This is a genomic window from Nannocystis pusilla (genome assembly GCF_020073745.1).
GTDB lineage: Bacteria > Myxococcota_A > Polyangia > Nannocystales > Nannocystaceae > Nannocystis > Nannocystis radixulma.
In genome coordinates, this window is the sequence record NZ_JAIRAU010000043.1 from 1 (window position 1) to 21,871 (window position 21,871).

At 71.6% G+C, this 21,871-nt stretch carries 18 protein-coding genes; 16 read left to right on the plus strand and 2 right to left on the minus strand.

Going from position 1 to position 21,871, the window contains the following annotated elements:
• The coding region (locus tag K7C98_RS29485) for a hypothetical protein (protein ID WP_224195133.1) at positions 1–1,651 on the minus strand (1,651 nt) is incomplete at its 3' end.
• A gap of 140 nt (positions 1,652–1,791) precedes the next feature.
• Here K7C98_RS29485 and K7C98_RS29490 point away from each other — a divergent pair.
• Positions 1,792–2,178: an amphi-Trp domain-containing protein gene (locus K7C98_RS29490; RefSeq protein ID WP_224195134.1), complete on the plus strand. Its 387-nt coding sequence runs from the start codon at positions 1,792–1,794 to the stop codon at positions 2,176–2,178.
• Between the two features lie 206 nt (positions 2,179–2,384).
• Positions 2,385–3,899, plus strand: coding sequence for an exopolyphosphatase (gene ppx, locus K7C98_RS29495; RefSeq protein WP_224195135.1), 1,515 nt, complete (start codon positions 2,385–2,387; stop codon positions 3,897–3,899).
• A gap of 152 nt (positions 3,900–4,051) precedes the next feature.
• Here the strand turns inward: ppx and glpK are convergent, their stop codons facing one another.
• Entirely contained in the window at positions 4,052–5,536 is a 1,485-nt protein-coding gene (glpK, locus tag K7C98_RS29500; RefSeq protein ID WP_224195136.1) for a glycerol kinase GlpK, read from the minus strand.
• A 366-nt stretch (positions 5,537–5,902) separates the two neighbouring features.
• Here glpK and K7C98_RS29505 point away from each other — a divergent pair, with 366 nt between their 5' ends.
• The 14 genes from K7C98_RS29505 (at position 5,903) to clpX (ending at position 21,572) form a co-directional block, all read left to right on the plus strand.
• Entirely contained in the window at positions 5,903–6,340 is a 438-nt protein-coding gene (locus K7C98_RS29505; RefSeq protein WP_224195137.1) for a helix-turn-helix transcriptional regulator, read from the plus strand.
• 151 nt (positions 6,341–6,491) lie between these two features.
• A complete protein-coding gene (pilM, locus tag K7C98_RS29510; protein WP_224195138.1) occupies positions 6,492–7,538 on the plus strand; it encodes a type IV pilus assembly protein PilM in 1,047 nt (348 codons plus the stop codon).
• Positions 7,535–8,089 (plus strand): hypothetical protein, encoded by a 555-nt coding sequence (locus K7C98_RS29515; protein WP_224195139.1) that lies wholly within the window; start codon positions 7,535–7,537, stop codon positions 8,087–8,089. Before pilM ends, K7C98_RS29515 begins: the two co-directional genes overlap by 4 nt.
• A gap of 9 nt (positions 8,090–8,098) precedes the next feature.
• A complete protein-coding gene (pilO, locus tag K7C98_RS29520; RefSeq protein WP_224195140.1) occupies positions 8,099–8,716 on the plus strand; it encodes a type 4a pilus biogenesis protein PilO in 618 nt (205 codons plus the stop codon).
• Between the two features lie 17 nt (positions 8,717–8,733).
• Positions 8,734–9,300 carry a shikimate kinase gene (locus K7C98_RS29525; RefSeq protein ID WP_224195141.1) on the plus strand — a complete coding sequence of 189 codons (567 nt, stop codon included), beginning with the start codon at positions 8,734–8,736 and terminating at the stop codon, positions 9,298–9,300.
• A 56-nt stretch (positions 9,301–9,356) separates the two neighbouring features.
• Entirely contained in the window at positions 9,357–10,475 is a 1,119-nt protein-coding gene (locus tag K7C98_RS29530) for a 3-dehydroquinate synthase (RefSeq protein WP_224195142.1), read from the plus strand.
• Between the two features lie 120 nt (positions 10,476–10,595).
• Positions 10,596–10,946, plus strand: a complete 351-nt coding sequence (locus tag K7C98_RS29535) for a roadblock/LC7 domain-containing protein (protein WP_224195143.1) — start codon at positions 10,596–10,598, stop codon at positions 10,944–10,946.
• Between the two features lie 7 nt (positions 10,947–10,953).
• Positions 10,954–11,409, plus strand: a complete 456-nt coding sequence (gene aroQ / locus K7C98_RS29540) for a type II 3-dehydroquinate dehydratase (protein WP_224195144.1) — start codon at positions 10,954–10,956, stop codon at positions 11,407–11,409.
• 39 nt (positions 11,410–11,448) lie between these two features.
• Positions 11,449–11,958, plus strand: a complete 510-nt coding sequence (gene accB / locus K7C98_RS29545; protein WP_224195145.1) for an acetyl-CoA carboxylase biotin carboxyl carrier protein — start codon at positions 11,449–11,451, stop codon at positions 11,956–11,958.
• Positions 11,958–13,385, plus strand: a complete 1,428-nt coding sequence (accC, locus tag K7C98_RS29550) for an acetyl-CoA carboxylase biotin carboxylase subunit (RefSeq protein WP_224195146.1) — start codon at positions 11,958–11,960, stop codon at positions 13,383–13,385. Before accB ends, accC begins: the two co-directional genes overlap by 1 nt.
• A gap of 20 nt (positions 13,386–13,405) precedes the next feature.
• Positions 13,406–17,989 (plus strand): hypothetical protein, encoded by a 4,584-nt coding sequence (locus tag K7C98_RS29555; RefSeq protein ID WP_224195147.1) that lies wholly within the window; start codon positions 13,406–13,408, stop codon positions 17,987–17,989.
• A gap of 132 nt (positions 17,990–18,121) precedes the next feature.
• A complete protein-coding gene (gene tig, locus K7C98_RS29560) occupies positions 18,122–19,480 on the plus strand; it encodes a trigger factor (protein WP_224195148.1) in 1,359 nt (452 codons plus the stop codon).
• Positions 19,481–19,674: 194 nt separating this feature from the next.
• On the plus strand, positions 19,675–20,313 hold the full coding sequence (gene clpP, locus K7C98_RS29565; protein ID WP_224195149.1) for an ATP-dependent Clp endopeptidase proteolytic subunit ClpP: 639 nt from the start codon (positions 19,675–19,677) through the stop codon (positions 20,311–20,313).
• Entirely contained in the window at positions 20,310–21,572 is a 1,263-nt protein-coding gene (gene clpX / locus K7C98_RS29570) for an ATP-dependent Clp protease ATP-binding subunit ClpX (RefSeq protein ID WP_224195150.1), read from the plus strand. The genes clpP and clpX overlap by 4 nt, the downstream gene beginning before the upstream one ends.
• The last annotated feature ends 299 nt before the right edge of the window (positions 21,573–21,871 follow it).

Sequence of the window (21,871 nt, forward strand, 5' to 3'; positions counted from 1 at the left end):
TGACGATGGGCGTGAAGGTCCAGCCGCGGGTGTCGATCGGGACGACGAGCGGCTCCATGCCGTCGCGCACCTCGGCCGGGAGCGGGGCCTTCTCGGCCTCGGCGACGACATCGGCGAACAGCTGCGAGGCCGGGGCGGGGGCGTCGACGCGGAACAGCTGCTCGCCGGTCTGCGGGCCCCAGGCGCGCACGAGGAGGCGCGCGCCCTGCGGCCCCGGGGGCGCCCAGGCGACGTACTGCAGCTGGGAGGCGGCGTTGAAGTTCTGGGCGTCGAGCCGGAGGGCCCGCTCGGGGCGGCTGGCGCTGTAGAAGTAGATCGCCGCGCGGGTGATGTAGTTGTCTGGGTCGACGCGCTCCTCGGCCGGGCCGGCGAGGACGTCGTCGTCGAGCCAGACCGGCAGCTGCAGCGAGGCCCTGGTGGTGCGGACGAGGTCGAAGGCGACCTCGTCGCCCGGCTTGACGAGGTAGACGACGCTCTCGCGGCCGTCGCCCTGGGCGCGCGCGACCCGGCCACTGCGGTGCGGCTCGCCGGGATCGTCTCCGCGGGCGATTGGGACGGTGATCTCGCCGAGCGCGGTGAAGTTGCAGCCGCCCTGCTCGAGCTTGAACAGGCGCGAGCGGCCGGCCTCGTGGATCTGCAGGACGTCGCCCTGCGGCGAGCTGCGGAACACGGGGGAGCGGCCGGTCTCCTCGAGGCTGCCGCCGAGCAGGCCGACGCAGGGGACACGTCCGGCGACCGGATCGGCGCCGGCGGGGACGTGGAAGAACTGCCAGGTGGTGGCGAGCTCGAGGTCGGCGTTGAAGCCGGTGCTGCTCGAGAAGTTGGCCTTGCGCGCGAGCAGGAGGGTGCCGCCGTCGGCGAGGGCGATCGGGTGGACGCTCTCCTGCACGCCGCCGAGGAGGGTCGGCTTCGGCTGACCCTGCTCCTTGTCGACGAGCAGGACGCGGGCCTTGTCGGCGATCTTGGCGACGGTGGCCTCGGCGGCGGCGATCGCGTCGAAGGCGTCGATGCCCTCCCGGACCTTGGTGCGCAGGACGATGACGTCGGGCGAGTTCTTGGGGTCGTCGCGCAGGGTGCTGGCGAGCGGCTCCTGGGCGAACAGGGCGCTCAGCAGGTCGAGCTCGGGGCCGTTCATGAACTCGGACGGCGCGGCGTTGACGGTGAGCTTGTGCGGGAAGGCGTAGTCGCCGGCGCTGACGACGGCGAAGCGGTGGTGCTCGGCGAAGGTCGGGACGCCGCCCTCGATGTCGAGGCCGCTGAAGTCGAGCGACTTCGGGTCCTCGAAGGCGACGAAGGCGAAGCCGGCCCAGTCCGCCAGCTTGAGCGCGGCCGCCGGCCCGTCCTCGGTCGCCTCGGGGACCTTCTCCTTGAGCTCGTCGACCATGGTCTTGAGCCGGCCCTCCTGGGCGACGAAGCCCCACTTCTCGAGATACGGCTTGTAGCGCCAGTGGGCGGCCGGGACGACGAGGACCCGCTCGGCCTGCTCGTCGTTGCCGATCGGCCCCGGGCGATTGTTCCACCACACGAGCCCGCCGGCGACGCCGAGCAAGGCGGCGAGGGCGACGAACTTGCCGCGGTGGCTGCGGCGCAAGACGTCGAGGTCGCTCGCGGAACGATCGGGAGAGTCGGAGCGGTCGGGGGAACCAGCCATGGGCGCGAGCTTCGCACAAGACGACCGCCGGATCATGTCGCTTTCCGGCGCCCGGCTCGGCCCTGCAGCCGGCGCCTTGCTGCGACAAAACTGGCGTGGCAAGGTGACCTCCCCGGCCAGATCGTGGGAGGAGCCCGGAGATGAAGAGTTCACGGCAGGAGCTGAAGGTAGAAGGCGCCGTCGAGGTGCCGCACGTGATCGCCTACCTCGAACAGCTGGTGACCGCCCTCAAGTCGGGGACCGTCCGTGTCTACCGCGGCGGCGAGCAGGTGGTCCTCGGGCCGCGCGGGATCATCGGGTTCTCGCTGGCGGCCTCCGAGAAGGGCAAGCGGCAGAGGCTGGCGCTCGAGCTGTCGTGGCGCAAGTTCGCGGCGCCCGATGCCGACTTCGACCTGGCCATCGGGCCAGCTGCCGAGCTGCCGCCCACGCCCGAGGTGCAAGACGGCGCGGCCGAATCAGCGGCCGCAGCCACGCTCGAGAGCGACCCGACCAGCCCCGGCGAGGTCGTGCTCGGCGAGGCGGACTGATGCGCGCCGCGGAGCGCGTGGCAGCCCGCGAGTGAGACGGGCGAGGCCCGCGAACCCGCGGCGCTCGGGTGCGTGGCGATCCGCGAGTGAGAAGTGCGACGACTCGGCGGCTCGCGGCATGCGTGGGTGATGGATGGATGATCTGTCGCGGCCGAGCGGTCGCGCTTGCGCGTCGACGTGCGCGGCCGTATGGTCGCGCTCCCGCGATGAACGAGACACCGCCGGCCCTGGTTTCGGACAGCGTCGCCGCGGTCGACCTCGGCTCGAACAGCTTCCACATGGTCGTCGGCCGGGTCGTCGACGACACGCACTTCCACATCGTCGACCGCCTGCGCGAGCGCGTGGCCCTGGCCGCCGGCCTCGACGAGCACAACGAGCTGACCGACAAGGTGCAGGAGCGCGCGCTCGCCTGCCTCGAGCGGTTCGGCCAGCGGCTGCGGGAGATCCCCGAGGGCCGCGTGCGCGCCGTCGGCACCAGCGCGATGCGCCAGGCGAGCAACGCGAAGGCGTTCCTGGCCCGAGCGCAGGCGGCCCTCGGCCACTCGATCGAGATCATCGCCGGGAACGAAGAGGCGCGCCTGATCTACCTCGGGGTGTCCCACACGCTCGCCGACGACCGCGGCCGCCGGCTGGTGATCGACATCGGCGGCGGCAGCACGGAGCTGATCGTCGGCGAACGCTTCGAGCCGATCCGCATGGATAGCCTCGGGATGGGCTGCGTCGGCTACAGCCTGCGCTTCTTCGTCGACGGCAAGATCCGCGCGGAGGACTTCCGCCGGGCCGAGATCGCGGCCCGCCTCAAGCTCGAGCCCATCGAGCGCCGCTACCTCGAGGCCAACTGGGAGAACTGCGTCGGCTCGTCGGGTACGATCACGGCGGTCGACGCGATCCTGCGCGCGAACGGCTGGAGCGACCGCGGGATCACGGCGAGCGGGCTGCGCCAGCTCAAGAAGGCGCTGATCGCCGCGGGCAACACGAACAAGGCGGCGAGCCTGGCCGGGGTGCAGGCCGACCGCGCGCCGGTGCTGCCGGGCGGGGTGGCGATCCTGCTGGCGTCGTTCGAGGCGCTGCACATCGAGCGCATGGCGGTCTCGACCGGGTCGATGCGCGAGGGCCTGCTGTACGACCTGCTGGGCCGGATCCGCCACGAAGACGTGCGCGACCAGACGATCCGCCAGCTGTGCCAGCGCTACAACGTCGACATGGCCCAGGCCGGCCGCGTCGAGCGCCTGGCGCTGCACTGCTTCGACCAGGTCCGCGAGGCCTGGGGCCTCGACCCGGCGCTCGGGCAACAGCTGGTCGGCTGGGCGGCGCGCCTGCACGAGATCGGTCTGTCGGTGGCGTTCTCCGGCTACCACAAGCACAGCGCCTACCTGGTCGCGAATTCCGACATGCCGGGCTTCTCCCGCGCCGACCAGGAGCTGCTGGCGGCGATGCTGCTCGGCCAGCGCAAGCGCCTCGCCCGCGAGGTGTTCGCCAGCCTGCCCAACAGCGAGGCCGAGCTGGCCAAGTCGCTGACGATCTGCCTGCGCGTGGCGCTCCGCCTGGCCCGCAGCCGCAGCCCCACGCCGCAGCCGCCGTTCACCGCGACCGCCCGCCGCGGCGCGCTCGAGCTCGGGTTCCTCCCCGACTGGATCGACGCCCACCCGCTCACCTTCGCCGACCTGGTCGAGGAGGCCGAGAAGCTGCGCGAGATCGGGTTCGAGCTCCGCGTGCGCTGACGCGACGGCGACGCCTCGCGCCGGGTCGAGCTCGCCGCGCGGCGACGCTCGAGACCTCGAGGTCGAGGCCGAGCTTCGCGAACGCGCGTCGGCCCGCGTTCGCCGACGCGCGCGGGCCGGGCCGGCTCTACCTGTACCTGAGGACAGGTCCTTTAGGCCAGGGCGACGGCGCGCTCCCAATTGCTGCGCAGGGTCGCCAGGGCGGTCGACGGCGGGCTCGGGGTGAAGGCGCGGTCCTGCTGCCAGGCGGCGGCGAGGGCGGTGGTGTCGGACCAGACGCCGACGCCGAGGCCGGCGAGGAAGACGGCGCCGAGGGCGGTGGCCTCGAGCATGGTCGGGCGGGCGATGGGGACGCCGAGCAGGTCGGCCTGCAGCTGCATGAGGAGGTCGTTGGCCGCGGCGCCGCCGTCGACCTTGAGCGCCTTGAGCGGGGCGCCGATGTCGGCGCTCATGGCGCGGAGGAGGTCGGCGATCTGCAGGGCGATGCCCTCGAGCGCGGCGCGAGCGATGTGGGCCCGGGTGGTGCCGCGGGTGATCCCGCTGATGAGACCCCGCGCGTGCGGGCGCCAGTAGGGCGCGCCGAGGCCCGCGTGCGCGGGCACGAGGACGACGCCGCCGCTGTCGGGCACGCTGGCCGCGAGGGCCTCGATCTCGCTGGCCTTGACGACGAAGCCGAGGCCGTCGCGCAGCCACTGCACGACCGCGCCGGCCATGAAGGCGCTGCCCTCGAGGCAGTAGGTGGTGCGCTCGCCGATCTGCCAGCCGATGGTGGTGAGGAGGCCGTGCCGCGAGGCCACGGGCGCGTCGCCGGTGTTGAGCATGGCGAAGGCGCCGGTGCCGTAGGTGCACTTGGCCTCGCCCGGGTTGAAGCAGGCCTGGCCGAACAGCGCCGACTGCTGGTCGCCGGCGATGCCGTGGATCGGGATGCCGTCGGGCAGGCCGGGGACGCCGCGGGTCTCGCCGAAGCGGGCGGTGCACGCCAGCACCTGCGGCAGGATGGCCCGCGGCACCCGCAAGAGGGCGCACAGCTCGTCGTCCCAGCCGCCGCTGTGGAGCGGCCAGAGCAGCGTGCGCGAGGCGTTGCTCGGCTCCGACACGTGCGCGGCGCCGGCGGTCAGCCGCCACACGAGGTAGGTGTCGACGGTGCCGGCCGCGAGCTCGCCGGCCTCGGCGCGCGCGCGGGCGCCGGGCACGTGGTCGAGGACCCACGCCAGCTTGGTCGCCGCGAAGTAGGGGTCGAGCAGCAGGCCGGTGCGCGCGCGGATGAGGTCCTCGTGACCGGCGGCGCGCAGCGACTCACAGGTGTCGGCGGTGCGCCGGTCCTGCCACACGAGCGCGCGGTGCAGCGGGCGACCGTCGCGACGGTCCCACACGAGGCTGGTCTCGCGCTGGTTGGTGATGCCGATGGCGGCGATCCGCCCCGGCGCGACGCCGCTGCGGCTCAACACCTCGGCGACGGCCGCGAGCACCGAGGCGTACAGCTCGTCCGGGTCGTGCTCGACCCACCCCGGCTGCGGAAAGTGCTGTGGGAACTCCCGGGTCGCGCGCGCCAGCACGCGGAGCTGCGGGTCGACGAGCAAGCAGGTGCTGCCGGTGGTCCCCTGGTCGATGGCGAGGATCAAATCTGCGGTGGTCACGGCGCCGGGAGCGTATCACCCGCGCGCATCGCGGCGCCCGGACGACGGGCCCAGCATTGCCCGGCACGACCCAGGGAGATCTGCCCAAAGCCCAGGTGTGCGTGGACGCGCGCGCGGCGACTGCGCGAATGGGCAGAATCGCACATATGGTCTGAACGGCAACCTGCGGGGCCTCAGGCCCCTGAAGACGCGGTTTTACCTATCTTCCTGGGGCGGTGACCGGCGTCGCTCGGATCGCTACAAAGACCTATCAAATCCCTATCACTAACATTCACTTACGTATCACTGAGACGGTCCGGCCACGTTGACGAAGCGCTTGCCGGGGCTGACAATGTGTAGGAAAGCGTAGCCCGACCGGCCAGCCCCATGACCGCGACCCCGAAGCAGGAGCTTCAAGCTCCGCCGCCGCAGCAAGCCGCCCCCGCGGACACGGCCGAGCTGTACACCCGCGACGACGCGGCGCCGCGCGAGCGCGACGAAGACGGAGCCGACGACGAGCACGCGGCCGCGAACGTGGTGCCCGAGGCGCCGACGCCGAAGCGAAATCGCAAGGCCGCCAACGAGACCGGGACGGCGAAGGCCAAGGGCGGCGTGCAGCCCAACAACGTCCGCAAGCTGCGCCAGGCGGCCATGATGAGCAAGGCCGAGCTCGCGCGACGTGCCGGCGTCAGCCCACTGACCATCGACCGCGTGGAGTCGGGATGTCCATGCCGCATGGATACCAAGCGCAAGATCCTCGAGGCGCTCGGGCTCAGCCCCTCGGCGCGCGAGCAAGTGTTCGGCCCCGACATCGACCAGGGCTGAGCCGCGTTCGCGGCTGCATCGCGCCGCCATCGTCCAGTCCACCGGCCGCCACGGCCCGGAGCCCCCGCCACGCACGCCCCTCGACCGGCCGGCGACACGCGAGGCCGCAAACCTCCGTACGCTGCGAAGGCACAAGGCGGGCGCTAAACGCATGACCAGGCGCTGCATCGGCCTCGACCTCGGCGCCTCGGCGGTCCGCGTCGTGCAACTGCGACAGGCTCGCTCGGGCCTGCGGGTCGCTCGCTTCGGCGTCGAGCCGCTGGCCCCAGGTTGCGTCGAGGACGGCCAGATCGTCGACCACGCGGCGACCGTCGCCGCGACCCGGCGCGTGCTCGCGCGCGTGCGACCGCTCGGCCGCGACGTCGCCCTCGCGGTCGCGGGGAACGGCGTCATCATCAAGCGCTTCGCGGTGCCGCAGCTGCGGCCCGAGGCGCTGGTGGCCCAGATCGCGTGGGAGGCCGACCAGATCGTCGCGCCGCAGCAGCGCGGCGAGGTCCTGATCGACCACACGATCTTGCGCGAGAACCCGGCCACGGGCGAGATCGAGGTGCTGCTCGTGGCGGCCAAGCACGACATCGTCCGCCAGCGCCTCCGCGTGGCCGAGGACTGCGGGCTGCGCCCGGTCGTCGTCGACGCCGCCGCGTTCGCGCTGCACAACTGCGTCGAGGCGGCCCACGGCCTGGTCGGCGGCGAGACGACGGCGGTGCTGGCGGTCGGTGCGACGACCTCGACGATCACGATCGTCGCCGACGGCGTGCCCGCCTACGGGCGCGACTTCGGCGCCGGCGGGCGCGACTACGACGCGGCGATCCAGCAAGCCACCGGGGTCGACGCGCGCGAGGCCGAGGTGCTCAAGCGGCGCGCCGGCGTCGACCCCGAGGCCGCGGCTCGCCTCGCGGACGTGCTCGCGCCGGTGTCCCAGGCGATCGCCGGCGAGGTCCAGCGCTCGCTCGCATTCTTCCTCGACTCGACGGTCGCCGAACCACTGGCGCGGATCTACCTCGCCGGCGGCGCCGCCCCGACGCCCACGCTCGCCGCGGCGCTGGCCGATCGCCTCGGCGCCGCGGTCACCCGGGTCGAACCATTCGCTCGCCTGGCGATCGACCCCGGCGTCGACGCGGCCGCCTTGCAAGCCGAGGGCGCGGCCGCGGCGCTGGCCTTCGGCCTGGCGCTGCGGCGGGAGGACGACTCGCCGTGATCCGCATCAACCTCCTCCCGCGAGCCCAGCGGCGGCGACGGCTGCGGCTGCGCAGCGGCGCCGTGCTCGGCGGAGCGATGCTGCTCGGCTGGGCCGTCGTCATCGCCCTCGGCCACGCCTGGATCGCCAGCCACCGCGCACGCGCCGACGAGCTGCGGGCGGACGCCGCCGAGGCCGTCGCGGCGACCCGCCTGCTCGAGAGGAAGCGCGAGAACCCGGCCCTGGCCGAGCGCCAGCGGGTGCTGCGGATCCGCCAGGAGGCGCTGGCGCAGCTCCGCGAGGCCCGCGGCGGTCCCACGGCCGCGCTCACCGGGCTGGTCGCGCTGTTCGCCGGGCCCGACGCGGCGCTGCGGCCGCTCGAGGTCCACGCGCACACCCTCGACCGCTGGCGCGTCGACGGCCTCGCCCGCGACGTGGGCGCGCTCGCCGGCCTGGTCGCTCGCGTCCGCCGCGAGGCGACGTTCGACCTGTCCTATGGGCCAGAGTACGCCCGCACCGCCGACGGCAGCCTGCGCTTCCGCCTCGACCTCGAGGTCGCGCCGCACCCGTGAGACCCGCCCGTGCTGTCGCCCGAGAGCCTCACGCGCCTGTCGATCCTGCAGCGCCTGCTGATCTGGGTGCTCGGCGCCAGCGTCACCGCGATGATCGGCTACGCGCTGTTCTACGTGCCCGCGCGCGCCGACCTGCGCGCGGCCACCAACGAGCTCGCGGCCGCCGAGGCGCGGCAGCGACAGGTCCAGCAGGAGCTCGCGGAGCAGCAGGCGCTCGCCGGGGCGCTCGCGCAAGAGGAGGAGGCGCTGGCGGTCGCGCTCGCAGCCACGCCCGGCGCCGCGGGCGACCGCACGGAGTTGTTGTTCGTCCTGCCCGAGCTCGCACGCGCCGCGGGCCTCGAGATCGATCGCTGGCAGCCGCTCCCCGACGAGGTCGTCGGCGAGTGGGGCGTGCGCTCGCCGGTGCAGGTGCACGCGCGCGGCAGCTGGGCCGCGCTCCTCGAATTCGCGGCGGACCTGGCCGCGTTGCCCGAGACCGTCGTGCTCGACGACCTCGTGCTGCGCTGGCCCGACGTCGGCGACACGCTGGAGATCTCCTTCCGCGCCGGCGCGCTGCGGGTCCGCGCCGAGCTCGCGGACCCACCGACGCGGCCGACCCCGCCGCCCGAAAGCCCGCGAGCACGCTGATGAGCTCTCTCACCGCCATGAATCCGCGCCGTGCAGACGATCCGCAACGACCGGTGTTCCTCACCGGCATGATGGGCGCCGGCAAGTCGACCGTCGGTCCGCTGCTTGCGGCGACATGGGGCTGTCCGTTCGTCGACCTCGACCGTCGCATCGAGCGGATCTTCGGCGCGGCGATCCCCGCGCTGTTCGCTCGCGGCGAGTCGCACTTTCGCCGCTGCGAGAAGGCCGCGCTGCAGCGCCTGGTGGCCGAGCCTGGTTTTCGCGCGCGCACCGTCGTGGTCGCTGCCGGCGGCGGGCTCGTCGTCGATCCCGACAATCGCGCCGCCATGCGCGAGGCGGGGCTCGTGTTCTTCCTCGACGTCCCGCCCGCCGAGCTGGCGCGTCGGCTCGGCAGCACCCCGATCGCCGGGCGCCCGCTGCTCGGGCCCGATGTGGATGCGGTCGCAGCGCGCGTCACCGAACTTCTTGACAAGCGGAGGTCGGCGTATGAGGAAGCGGACGGAGTTGTCGACGGCAGCGGACCGCCGCAAGATGTGGCCCACCGGTTGCTGACGGCGCTGGCCACCAGCTTCCGCATCCTCTGAGGTCCTGCATGCAAGACAGCGGGTCATCCAGTCAACGCAAGCGCCCTCGGCCCCTGGTGCTCGACGTCCACGTCCCGGCCGAGAGCCGCAATTATCCGGTGCTCATCGGCCGCGGCATGTTGTCGCGGATCGGCACGGAGCTGCGGCAGCGGCTCGGCGGGGCAAATTCGGTCGCGCTCATCACCGACGCCACGGTGGCGCGTCTGCACGGCGCGGCGGCGCGGGCCAACCTCGAGGCGCACGGCTTCCAGGTCGTGCCGATCGTCGTTCCCGCGGGCGAGGTGCACAAGACGATGCCGACGCTGCTCGGCGTGCTCGAGCAGATGATCTCGGGCGGTCTCGGGCGGAGGGACGCCGTCGTCGCGCTCGGCGGCGGAGTCATCGGCGACCTCTCGGGTCTGGCGGCGGCGCTGTTCATGCGCGGGATCCCGGTCGTGCAGGTGCCGACCTCCTTGCTCGCCCAGGTCGACGCCTCGGTCGGGGGCAAGGTCGCGGTCGACCTCCCTGGCGCCAAGAACATGGTCGGGGTGTTTCACTTCCCGTTGTTCGTCGCCATCGACCCCGAGGTCCTGAGCTCGTTGCCCGACCGCGAGCTGGCGCAGGGTCTGGCCGAGATGCTCAAGCACGCGCTGCTGTTCTCGGGCGACCACCTCGAGCAGCTGCTGAACCGGGCCGACGCCATCTACGCGCGCGACGTCGACGTGATCACGCCGCTGGTGGCGACCTCGGTCGGGCTCAAGGCGGCGTGTATCGGGCGCGACCCGTGGGAGCAGGGCGAGGCGGGCAAGGGCCGCGTGTTGCTCAACCTCGGGCACACCATGGCGCACGCGATCGAGGCCGCCTCGAACTACGAGGTGCCGCACGGCGACGCGGTGGCGCTGGGGTTGCGGGCGGCGGCGCGGGTCTCGGAGCTCAAGGGGGTCGCCGAGCCGGGGCTCGAGCCGATGGTCGCGCAGGCGCTGGCGCGGCTGCGGTTGCCGCAAGATCTCGACGCGTGGTTGGTCGGGGAGCGCGGCGGAGCGGTCGAGCGGGCGCTCTCCGTCGACAAGAAGCGCGTCGGCGGGACCGTGAGTTACGTGGCGTTGGCGCGGGTCGGCGAGCCTTTGGTGTTGCCGCTGACGCCGCGCGAGATCTTGGGGCTGCTGCGGCAGCGGGCGCAATTGCCCGCGGAGTGATCGGCGCGTGCGCCCGCGGCTCGGATGACGGGTGCGAAGGCGTCGTTGCGGCCGAGTTGAGGCTTGCCAGAACCGATTTGCTCTGCCAACCTGGCGGCCCGCGCGAGGACTGCGCCAACCATGAAAGACACCCTCAAATCCATCGTCGACAAGATCCCGGGCGCCAAGGGCGCCATTCTGATGGGCTTTGATGGCATCGCCGTCGAGCAGTACGACGGCGGCAGCGGGGTCGACATCGAGGGCATCGCCACCGAGTTCTCGTTCCGGTTCGTCGAGCTGCTGAAGGCCACCAAAGCGCTCGAACTCGGGGCGCTGACCGACATCACGATCAAGGCCGAGCGCGGCACGCTGCTGGTGCGCTGCCTGTCCGACGAGTTCTTCACGATCGTGCTGCTGGCCGACTCGGGGAGCTTCGGCAAGGGTCGCTGGGTGCTGAAGTCCGCGGCTCCGGACTTGCTGGCGAGCCTGTAGGCGGCGAATGTCGGCGGCGCCGCGGGTGCTCGTGCTCCACGGGCCCAACCTCAACTTGCTGGGCCAGCGCGAGCCGGGCATCTACGGCGCGCAGACGCTGGCCCAGCTCGACGCCTCGCTTCACACGCTGGCGGCCGAACTCGGGGCCGAGCTCACCTGTCGGCAGAGCAATCACGAGGGCGTGCTCCTCGACTGGATCCACGCAGCGCACGGCACGGCCGACGGCATCATCATCAATCCGGGCGCCTACACGCACACGAGCGTGGCGATACAGGACGCACTGCGTGCGGTGCCCGTGCCGGCGATCGAGGTCCACCTGAGCAACCTCTACCGCCGCGAAAGCTTGCGCCAGGTCAGCCTGTCTGGCGTAGCATGTGTCGGCGTCATCATGGGCCTCGGCACCGCCTCGTATCACCTCGCTCTGCGCTACCTCGTAGCCGAGCACACGGTCCGCCCGTCATGAGCGACGCGCCCGGGACCGTTCGACCCTGACGGAGAGTGCATGTCGTCCGAACCTCGGGATTCGTCTCCACGGCCTGATTCGCTGCCGGACCTGCGGTATATCCGCGAGCTGGCCAAGGTGCTTCGCCAGAACGAGCTCGACGAGATCGAGATCGAGAGCGGGGAGCACCGGGTGCTCCTGCGCCGCACCAGCGCGGTCGAGGCCGCCGCGGTCGCGCCGCGGCCGGTGGTCTACGAAGCGGCCCCGGCGGCGGCGCCTGCCCCGGTCGCGGCGCCGGCGCCGACTGCGCCGGTGGCACCGGCGCAGGCCGGAACTTTCATCACATCACCGTTCGTGGGCACCTTCTACCGCTCGGCGAGCCCCGACTCGCCCTCGTTCGTCGAGGTCGGTAGCACCGTTCAGCGCGGCCAGACGCTGTGCATCGTCGAGGCGATGAAGCTGTTCAACGAGCTCGAGGCCGAGTTCCCGTGCGTGATTGAGGAAATTTTGCTCGACAACGCCAAACCGGTGGAATACGGCGCGAAGCTGTTCCGGGTTCGCAAGCTCTGATGCCGACCAAGACGCCGCAACCGACCGCGCCGCGGCCCGCGCCGCCGCTGAAGCAGATCCGCAAGGTCCTGATCGCCAATCGGGGCGAGATCGCGCTGCGCGTGATCCGGGCCTGCCGCGAGCTCGGCATCCGCACCGTCGCCGTCTACTCGACGGTCGACGAGCACGCGCTGCACGTCCGCTTCGCCGACGAGGCGGTCTGCATCGGTCCCGGGCCGTCGTCGCAGAGCTACCTCAACATCAAGAACATCATCGCGGCCGCCGAGCTGACCGGTGCCGACGCGGTCCACCCCGGCTACGGCTTCCTGTCCGAGCGGGCCGAGTTCGCCGAGATCGTCCAGAAGTGCAAGCTGACGTTCATCGGACCTGACCCCTCGCACATGCGCGTCATGGGCGACAAGGTCACGGCGCGGCAGACGATGGATCGCTCGGGCGTCCCGGTGCTGCCGGGGACCGGCGTCCTGACCAGCGCCGCGCACGCCGTGGCCGAGGCGGAGCGGATCGGGCTGCCGGTCATCCTCAAGGCCTCGGCGGGCGGCGGCGGCCGCGGCATGAAGATCGTCCGCGACATCAAGCTGCTGCCGCAGACCCTGCAGACGGCGCAGGTCGAGGCGCTGAAGGCGTTCGGCTGCGGCGACATGTACCTCGAGCGCTACGTCCAGAGCCCGCGCCACGTCGAGGTCCAGGTCGTCGCCGACCAGCACGGCAACGCCAACCACCTGCTGGAGCGCGAGTGCTCGGTCCAGCGGCGCCACCAGAAGGTGCTCGAAGAGGCCCCCTGCTCGGCCCTCAGCGAGCCCCTGCGGCGGGAGATGTGCGCGGCGGCCGTCGCGGCCGCCAAGGCCATCGGCTACCACTCGCTCGGCACCATCGAGTTCCTGCTCGACGGCGACCGGTTCTACTTCATGGAGATGAATACGCGCGTCCAGGTCGAGCACTGCGTGACCGAGATGATCACCGGCGTCGACCTCGTGCAGGAGCAGATCCGGCTGGCCACGGGTGAGCCGTTGGGGCACCTGATGCGCGAGTTCCGGCCCCGCGGGCACGCGATCGAGTGCCGGATCAACGCCGAAGACCCGATCAAATTTGCGCCCCAGCCGGGGACGATCTCGGCACTGCACTTCCCGGGTGGCTACGGGGTCCGGGTCGACAGCCACATGTACCAGGGCATCACGGTTCCGCCCTACTACGACTCGATGCTGGGCAAGCTGATCGTGCACGCCCCCGACCGCCAGCAGGCGATCCGGCGGATGCAGCGCGCGCTCGGCGAAACTGTCATCGAGGGCATCCAGACCAATATCCCGCTCCATCGGTGGCTTCTCAAGCAACCGGCGTTCATTAGTGGTAAATACGATACCCACTTCCTCGAGTCGTCGCTCGACCCCGAGGCCGTGCGTGCCGAGGCCGACGCCGAAGCGCAAGCCTGAAGGAGAAAAGAAGGAAAAGGGTGGCGTTCAACCGCGACAAGGCACTGGCAGCCGCTGCGAAGTTCGCGGCGAAGGGTCAGCACGATCGGGCGGCGAGGGAGTACGCGGCGGTCGTCGAAGCTGACCCTTCGGACATCCGCTCATGGCTCCTCTACGCCGACGCGCTGCGGCAGATGGGTGACACCGCCGGGGCGAGCGAGCGCTTCATGTTCGTCGGCAAGCACTACACCGACGCCGGCGAGCACCAGAAGGCGCTCGCGGTCTACCGGCAGGTGCTGCAGATCGACTCCGGCCGGCTCGACGTGCAGGCCAAGGTCGCGGCGCTCTACAAGGAGCTGAACCGCATCCAGGACGCGATCGCCACCTACGAGTTCGTCGCCCAGGCGTACTTCCAGAGCGGCCAGATCGTCGAGGGCCTCGAGGGCTTCCGCATGGTCGCCGAGCTCGACCCGGGCGCCGTCGGCAAGCGGCTGCGGCTGGCCGAGCTGTACTCGCGCGAGGGCATGGTGCCGCAGGCCGTGGAGCACTTCCGGCTCGCGGCCGACAAGCTGTTCGCCGACCGCCGGATCGACGACTACATCCGCGTCGCCGAGCGGCTCATCTATCACAAGGAAGACGACCTGCCGGTCCTGCGCTCGCTGGCGCGGATCTACCTGTCGCAGAACGAGAACCGGCGCGCGCTGGTCAAGCTGAACGCGCTGCTGCGCTCGGCCCCCGCCGACCCCGAGGGCCTCGAGCTGCTGGCCGACACGTTCGTCGCGCTGGGCAAGCAGGACAAGTCGGTCAGCGTGCTGCAAGAGCTGGCCAAGGAGCAGCGCAAGGGCGGGCGCAAGGCCAAGCTGCTGGCCGCCCGCGTGCTGCGCAAGGCGCTCGCGCTCGCGCCCGAGAACGCCGAGGAGCTCAAGAAGACCGCCGCCGAGATCGACGCCGAGATCGCGGCGATGCCCGTCGACCCCAAGGACCGGGAGGAAGAGGGCCTCGACATCGACGTCGTCGAGGAGGAGGCGGCGGCGCAGACCGGAACCGACCTCGAGCTCGACGTGGAAGTCGAGGACGTCCCTTCGCGCCCTTTCGCGGGAGTGGGCGCGAATCTGGCGCCCAGCGCCGCGGAGGAGCCTGAGGACAACGTCGGCGACGTCGACAAGCTGCTGCTCGAGGTCCGGGTCTACATCAAGTACAAGATGTTCGAGCACGCGCTCGGACACCTCGACTCGATCTTCGTCCGCGACGCCAGCAACGTGCAGGCGCTCGAGCTGCAGGCCTCGATCCTCGAGGCGCTCGGCCGCAACCCCGAGGCCGCCGACACCTACGCCCGCCTGGCTCAGCTGGTCTCCTCGCGCGACCTCAAGCTGGCGCGCGACCACGTCGAGCGCGCCCTGAAGCTCGCGCCCAACCACACCAAGGCCGAGATGGTCCAGGCCGCGCTCGAGGCCGGCGCCAGCCAGCCCGACGAGGCCGCGCCGCTGGTCCGCGGCATCAAGCACGAGCGCCTCGCCGGCGACGCCGAGGCGCCCCCGCCGGTCGCCGGCCAGAGCGGCGCCGGCCTGAACTCGCCGGCCGACTCGGCCCGCTCGGCGCTCGTTCCGGATGTCTCTTCGGACACGTCCACAGAGACAGGTTCCAAGGCGCAGGTCGACGACCTGACGCCGACGCCCGCGCCTGCGCCGCCGCCGGAGCCACCCCAGGCCGCCGCCGCTGCCGAAGAGGCCGCGCCCGCCCGCGAGACCAGCGGGCTCAAGGACCTGGCGCTCGGCCTGGCCGCGCCCCCGTCCCGCGACGAGGGCGACAGCGCCGTCAAGTCGCCGCTGCCGGGCAAGTTCCCCGAGAAGACGCCGCTGCCGCGGGTCGGCAGCGAGAAGACGCCGCTGCCCGGGTTCAAGCCGCCCGCCAAGCCGCTGGCCAAGTCGGCTGGCTCGGAGGACCTGTCCGCAGAGACAGCTGCTCCCGAGGCCGCGAAGCCCGAGGCCGCGAGCTCGCCGGCCGACGCCGGCGCGAAGCCGCCGCGTCGGCCGCCGGCCCGCCCGCCGACCGAGAAGTCGGACGCCAAGGCGGCGCCGCGCGCGGAGGAGGTCGAGGAGCTCGAGGCGGAGGAGGTCGAGGAGGTCGAGGAGCTCGAGGAGATCGTCGAGGCCGCGCCGGAGCCGGCGCCGCGCAAGCCGGCGCCGCCCAAGAAGGCCCCGCCGAAGCTGGCCCGCCCGCCGCAGCGCCCGACGCCCCCCATCAAGCCCAGGGCCGCCAAGCCCGACGCCGCGCCCGAGGCGAAGCCGGACGTCCGCACCGACAGCGTCGTGACGGCCGCGCCCGCAGCGGCGAAGACCGAGGCTGTCCCGACGGACAGCTCGGAGAAGAGCGTAGCCGGGGCGAAGGTCGAAGCTGCCGCGACGGACAGCCCGGAGAAGATCGAGGCCGGCGCGAAGGCCGAGGCTGTCCCGACGGACAGCTCGGAGAAGAGCGAGGCCGGGGCGAAGGCCGAGGCTGCCGCGACGGACAGCCCGGAGAAGATCGAGGCCGGCGCGAAGGCCGAGGCTGTCTCGACGGACAGCCCGGAGAAGATCGAGGCCGACGCAAAGGCCGAGGCTGTCCCGACGGACAGCGCCGACAAGCCCGCCGCCAGCGACGCCGCGGCGACCGAGGCCAGGCCCGAAGCTGTCCCGGCGGACAGCTCGGCGAAGGCCGAGGCACCTGTCCCCGCGGACAGCTCGGCGACGACCCCGGCAGCTGCGGAGACGAAGCCCGAGACGGCGCAGGCGAAGGCCGAGGCCGCGAAGGTCGAGGCCGCGAAGTCCGAGGTCGCCAAGCCGACGAGCGTGCCGAAGGCGGAGATCGTCCGGGCGACCAACCCCTCGGCCAAGTCCGAGGCCGCCGCCAGGCTGCGGGCGCTGCGCCCCGGCGCGAAGCCGGCGAAGCCGATCACACGGCTCGAGAGCAAACCGCCCGCGACGCCCGCGGCCAAGCCTGAAGCTGCCCGTTCGGACAGCCCGAGCCCGGCGCCGGCGAGCGAGACGAAGCCCGCCGACGCGGCGAAGCCGGCGGACAGCACGAGCGAGACCGTAGCGAAGCCCGCGGACGCGAGCGAGGCGAAGCCCGCCGACGCGGCGGCGGCGGCGCCTGCGGAAGCGATCGAGGCGAAGCCTGCGGAAGCGATCGAGGCGAAGCCCGTCGACGCGTCGGAAGCGAAGCCCGCCGACGCGATCGAGGCGAAGCCCGTCGACGCGTCGGAAGCGAAGCCCGCCGACGCGATCGAGGCGAAGCCCGTCGACGCGTCGGAAGCGAAGCCCGCCGACGCGATCGAGGCGAAGCCCGTCGACGCGTCGGAAGCGAAGCCCGCCGACGCGACGGAGGCGAAGCCCGCCGACGCGACGGAGGCGAAGCCTGCGGAAGCGACGGAGGCGAAGCCCGCCGACGTGATCGAGGCGAAGCCCGCGGACGCGATCGAGGCGAAGCCTGGCGAAGCGACGGAGACGAAGCCCGCCGACGCGATCGAGGCGAAGCCCGTCGAAGCGATCGAGGCGAAGCCTGCGGAAGCGACGGAGACGAAGCCCGCAGAGGCGACCGAGGCCACGACGCCCGCCGCCAGCCCGGCCGACGCCGCGAGCGAGGCGAAGCCCGAGGCCGAGGCGAAGCTCGAAGCTGTCTCTCCGGACAGCTCGGCCGCCGAGCCCTCGGCGGCCACCGCGGCTGTCCTCGCGGACAGCAAGCCCGAGGCGCCCGAGGCCGTCGCCGCACCTGTCCCGCAGGACAGCCAGCCCGCCCCGGCCACACCTGTCTCGGCGGACAGCGAGTCCACCGACGCGGCGGCTCAGCCGCCGGCCGAGGAGCTCGACGCGGTCGAGGAGCTCGAGCCGGTCGAGGAGATCTCGGCGGAGGAGCCGGCCGCGCCGGACTACCCCGACATCACCGACGAGATCGAGGAGCTGCGCTTCTTCATCAAGAGCCGCTTCGAGGACGACGCCCAGTTCACGTACCTCGAGCTGCAGCGGCGCTACCCGGGGCACCCGGCGCTCGACGAGTTCGCCGACCGCTTCGCCACCGGCGCCAAGCTCGAGTCGGCCGCCGCGCCGGTGACGATCGAGGACACCCCGCCGCCGGTCGCCCCCGCCGCTCCGGCCGCGGCCAGCCCCGGGCGCACCGTGCAGCGCCTGGAGGACGAGGACGACGAGGACGACTTCCTGTCCTCGATCTTCGACGAGCCGTCGCCCACCAGCCGCAAGAAGTCGTCGCAGCAGCGGGCCGTCGCCACGCTCACCGAGCAGGCCGACGCCCAGACCTACTTCGACCTCGGCATGGCCTATCACGAGATGGGCCTCATCGACGACGCGCTGACCCAGTTCGGCCTCGCCGCCGCCGACAGCACCTGGCAGTCGCGGGCCAAGGTGATGATCGCCGACCTCCGGATCCTCCGCGGCGAGCCCTCGGTCGCCGTGGCCGCCCTGCGCGAGGCGGTCGACGCCGCCAACGACGAGGACGAGCGCGACGCGGCCCAGTACCGCCTCGCCGAGGTCTACATGACCCTCGGCGACCCCGCCGCCGCCGCCGCCGCGCTGCGCGACGTGAGCCCCGGCTACCGCGATCGCGACGAGCTGCTGGCCGAGCACGAAGGCTGAGCCGTGCGGCTTGTCACGCCTCTCGGACGGCGTCACGCGCTCGCGGCCTGCCCGGCCGCGGGCCTGCGTGCGCGCCCAGGCTTGTGATCGTGGCGGCCCTCTGGTACTGGACCGTCCCCGCTTTCGCTCGCCATGGAAAGTCAAATCGAGAGGATCAGTGCGGTCGAGTGCCGCGTGCGTGTGCAAATCCCGTGGGCGGAGATCTCGCCCCGGTTCGCCGGCAAGCTGCGCGACCTGCAGGGCAAGGCTCGCCTGCCCGGCTTCCGTCCGGGCAAGGTGCCGCCGCAGATGCTCGAGCGCATGTTCGGCAAGAGCGTGCGTGAGGAGCTGGCGCGCGAGCTCGTCGACGAGACCTTCCAGGCCGCGGTCACGCAGCACAGCAAGGTGCCGCTGACCCAGCCGGTGCTCGAGGAAGGCACGCTCAACAAGGACGAGACCTTCAACTACGCCGCGCGCTTCGAAGTCCCGCCGGAGATCACCCCGAAGGACTACACCGGCATCGCCGTCCGCCGGCGCCCGGCCGTCGCCGACGAAGCCAAGATCGCCGCCGAGCTCAAGGCGAAGCAGGACGAGCTGACCGAGCTGCGTCCGCTCGCCGAGGGCAGCGAGCGCACCGTGACCCAGCCCGGCGACGTGTGGACGATCGACCTCGACGGCCACATCGGCCCGCAGAAGATCGCCCGCAAGGACCTCCGCGTCGACATCGGCGAGACCGAGAACGAGTACATCCCCGGCCTCGCCGCCGCCCTCGCCAACCTCACGGTCGATCAGGTCGGCAAGACCCAGGTCGTGCGCTTCAGCCCCACGCAGGAGCGCCTCAAGCAGGAGCTGCGCGGCCACGAGGCGGTGCTGACGATCGGCTTCCGCGACCTCCGCGAGAAGCACGTCCCCGCGCTCGACGACGACTTCGCCCGCGACACCGGCGAGGCCGAGAGCCTCGACGGCCTCAAGGCCAAGATCGGCGAGCGCCTCCTCGAGGAGGACAAGAACGAGGCCGAGCGCGACGCCCGCAAGCGCCTGGTCGAGGTCCTGCTCGAGCGCAACACCTTCGAGGTCGCGCCCTCGCTGGTCGCCCGCGAGGTCGCCGCCCAGGTCGACCTGTTCAAGCGTCAGGTCCAGCAGCAGGGCCTCACCCTGCAGCGGCTCGGCATCACCGAGCAGCAGCTCAGCTCGCAGTACCGGCCGCAGGCGCTGTTCAACGTCAAGGCGTTCCTGCTCCTCGACGCGATCGGCAAGGCCGAGAACATCGTCGTCGCCGAGGACGAGGTCGAGGCCGAGCTGAAGGAGATGGCCGCGGAGCGCAACCAGAACGTCGATCGTCTGCGCGCGACGATGGAGAAGAACAACCAGCTGCTGCTCCTGCGCGCTCAGCTCCGCGAGGAGAAGATCCTCGACTTCCTGATGAGCAAGGCCGAGGTCACCGAGGCGCCCGATCCGGTGCCCGAGGCGCCCGCTGCGTCGGAGACCAGCGGCGAGACCGCCGCGACCTGACGAGCGAGTCCGCCGCGCGCGCCGGTGCCGAGTGCGCCGAACAGCGAGAGGAGCCACCCCCGGGTGGCTCCAGCCGCTTTCTCGATCGACGGTGAGAAAGTAGATGACGAGGCCGCGCGTTCTGAGGCCTTGCATCGCCGCGGCGAGGCGGTCACGATAGGCCGAGACACCTAGAAGGAGCGCGGAGCCGCCGCATGAAGCACCACGAAGACCTGGGCCCGGTCGCAAATATCCCATTCGTCATCGAGCAGACGCACCGCGGCGAGCGCTCGTGGGACATCTACAGCCGGCTCCTCAAGGACCGGATCATCTTCCTCGGCACCGGGATCAACGATCAGGTCGCCAACGTCATCATCGCTCAGCTGCTCTTCCTCGAGTCGGAGGACCCGGAGAAGGACATCACGATGTACATCAACTCCCCGGGCGGCGTGGTGACGGCGGGCCTGGGCATCTACGACACCATGCAGCACGTGCGCTGCGACGTCGCCACCTACTGCATCGGCCAGGCCGCCTCGATGGGGGCCGTGCTGGTGGCCGGCGGCGCGCCGGGCAAGCGCTTCGCGCTGCCGAACGCGCGCATCATGATCCACCAGCCGTCGGGCGGCGTGCAGGGCCAGGCCACCGACATCGAGATCCAGGCGCTCGAGATCCGGCGCCTGAAGGCCATCTTGAACGCGATCCTCGCCGAGCACAGCGGCAAGACGGTCGACGACATCCTGCGTGACACCGAGCGCGACAAGTTCATGGACCCGCAGACGGCCAAGAGCTACGGGCTCATCGACGAGGTGCTGAGCCGGCCGCGGAAGGAGCGGTCGACGGGGGGGACTCCATGAGCTCCAAGCGAGACAACAACGGGAACCTCAGCTGCTCCTTCTGCGGCAAGTCGCAGAAGGAGGTCAAGAAGCTCATCGCCGGGCCTTCGGTCTACATCTGCGACGAGTGCATCTCGCTCTGCAACGACATCCTCGCGGAGGAGGTCCAGAAGGAAGAGCGGGCCGACGTCAGCGCGAAGATTCCGAAGCCGAAGGACATCCGCAAGGTCCTCGACGACTACATCATCGGCCAGGAGCTGGCGAAGAAGACCATCAGCGTCGCGGTCTACAACCACTACAAGCGCATCAACGCCAAGAAGCTGCCCGACGAGACCGAGCTGCAGAAGAGCAACATCCTGCTGCTCGGCCCGACCGGCTCCGGCAAGACGTTGATGGCGCAGACGCTGGCGCGCATCCTCGACGTGCCGTTCGCCATCGCCGACGCCACGAGCCTGACCGAGGCCGGCTACGTCGGCGAGGACGTCGAGAACATCATCGTCAACCTGCTGCAGAACGCCGACCACGACATCGAGCGGGCCCAGCGGGGCATCGTCTACATCGACGAGATCGACAAGATCGCGCGCAAGGGCGAAAACCCGTCGATCACCAGGGACGTGTCGGGCGAGGGCGTGCAGCAGGCGCTGCTGAAGATCCTCGAGGGCACCATCTCCAGCGTGCCGCCGAAGGGCGGGCGCAAGCACCCGCAGCAGGATTTTCTGCAGGTCGACACGACCAACATCCTGTTCATCTGCGGCGGCGCGTTCGCGGGCCTCGAGGACATCATCGACCACCGCATCAGCGCCAAGACGATGGGCTTCGGCGTGCAGCACGGACAGAAGAAGGAGCTGCGCCAGTGGGAGCTCCTGCAGCAGGTCCAGAGCGAGGACCTGATGAAGTTCGGCCTCATCCCCGAATTCATCGGCCGCCTGCCGATCGTCGCCCCGCTGCACGACCTCGACGAGGCCGCGCTGGTCGCCATCCTCACCCAGCCCAAGAACGCGCTGGTCAAGCAGTACGAGCGCCTGCTCGGCATCGACGGCGTCGGCCTCAAGTTCACCGACGGCGCCCTCAAGGCTGTGGCGCAGAAGGCCCGCGCGCAGAAGGCCGGCGCCCGCGGCCTGCGGACCATCCTCGAGCGCGCGATGCTCGACGTGATGTACGAGATCCCCAGCCAGGGCAACATCCGTGAGGTCGTCGTCAACGAGGACTGCATCCTCCAGGGCAAGCAGCCCGTGGTCGTCTACGCCAACGACGGCGAGGTGAAGAAAGAGGCGAGCTGAGCCGCTGCGTCTCCGCTCGCCCGAAGGGCCGCACCGGCACAGCGCCGGCGCGGCCCTTCGTGTTTCTGCGGGCCGGAGCTCCGCGCCCTCGGTTCGGTAGCGAGGCGCTCGATCGTCATCGCTAGAGAGTGGGGTCGAGATGCCCCGATCGCGTGGCGAGGCCTGGTGTCCAGAACATGCCCTCAGGGACATGTCCGCATGAGTAAGATGGCGAAAAGGACATGTGCCGGCGGCCATGCGGCGTTGACAGCGCAGGCGGGGCTGGCAAGATCGCCGCGTGCAAACCCCCCGCGTGTCCC

What these genes read in the sequence shown, in the direction of transcription:
- K7C98_RS29490 (WP_224195134.1), top strand. Translation starts at nt 1,792, where the DNA reads ATGAAGAGTTCACGGCAGGAGCTGAAGGTAGAAGGCGCCGTCGAGGTG.
- ppx (WP_224195135.1), top strand. Translation starts at nt 2,385, where the DNA reads ATGAACGAGACACCGCCGGCCCTGGTTTCGGACAGCGTCGCCGCGGTC.
- K7C98_RS29505 (WP_224195137.1), top strand. Translation starts at nt 5,903, where the DNA reads ATGACCGCGACCCCGAAGCAGGAGCTTCAAGCTCCGCCGCCGCAGCAA.
- pilM (WP_224195138.1), top strand. Translation starts at nt 6,492, where the DNA reads ATGACCAGGCGCTGCATCGGCCTCGACCTCGGCGCCTCGGCGGTCCGC.
- K7C98_RS29525 (WP_224195141.1), top strand. Translation starts at nt 8,734, where the DNA reads ATGAATCCGCGCCGTGCAGACGATCCGCAACGACCGGTGTTCCTCACC.
- K7C98_RS29535 (WP_224195143.1), top strand. Translation starts at nt 10,596, where the DNA reads ATGAAAGACACCCTCAAATCCATCGTCGACAAGATCCCGGGCGCCAAG.
- aroQ (WP_224195144.1), top strand. Translation starts at nt 10,954, where the DNA reads ATGTCGGCGGCGCCGCGGGTGCTCGTGCTCCACGGGCCCAACCTCAAC.
- accB (WP_224195145.1), top strand. Translation starts at nt 11,449, where the DNA reads ATGTCGTCCGAACCTCGGGATTCGTCTCCACGGCCTGATTCGCTGCCG.
- accC (WP_224195146.1), top strand. Translation starts at nt 11,958, where the DNA reads ATGCCGACCAAGACGCCGCAACCGACCGCGCCGCGGCCCGCGCCGCCG.
- tig (WP_224195148.1), top strand. Translation starts at nt 18,122, where the DNA reads ATGGAAAGTCAAATCGAGAGGATCAGTGCGGTCGAGTGCCGCGTGCGT.
- clpP (WP_224195149.1), top strand. Translation starts at nt 19,675, where the DNA reads ATGAAGCACCACGAAGACCTGGGCCCGGTCGCAAATATCCCATTCGTC.
- clpX (WP_224195150.1), top strand. Translation starts at nt 20,310, where the DNA reads ATGAGCTCCAAGCGAGACAACAACGGGAACCTCAGCTGCTCCTTCTGC.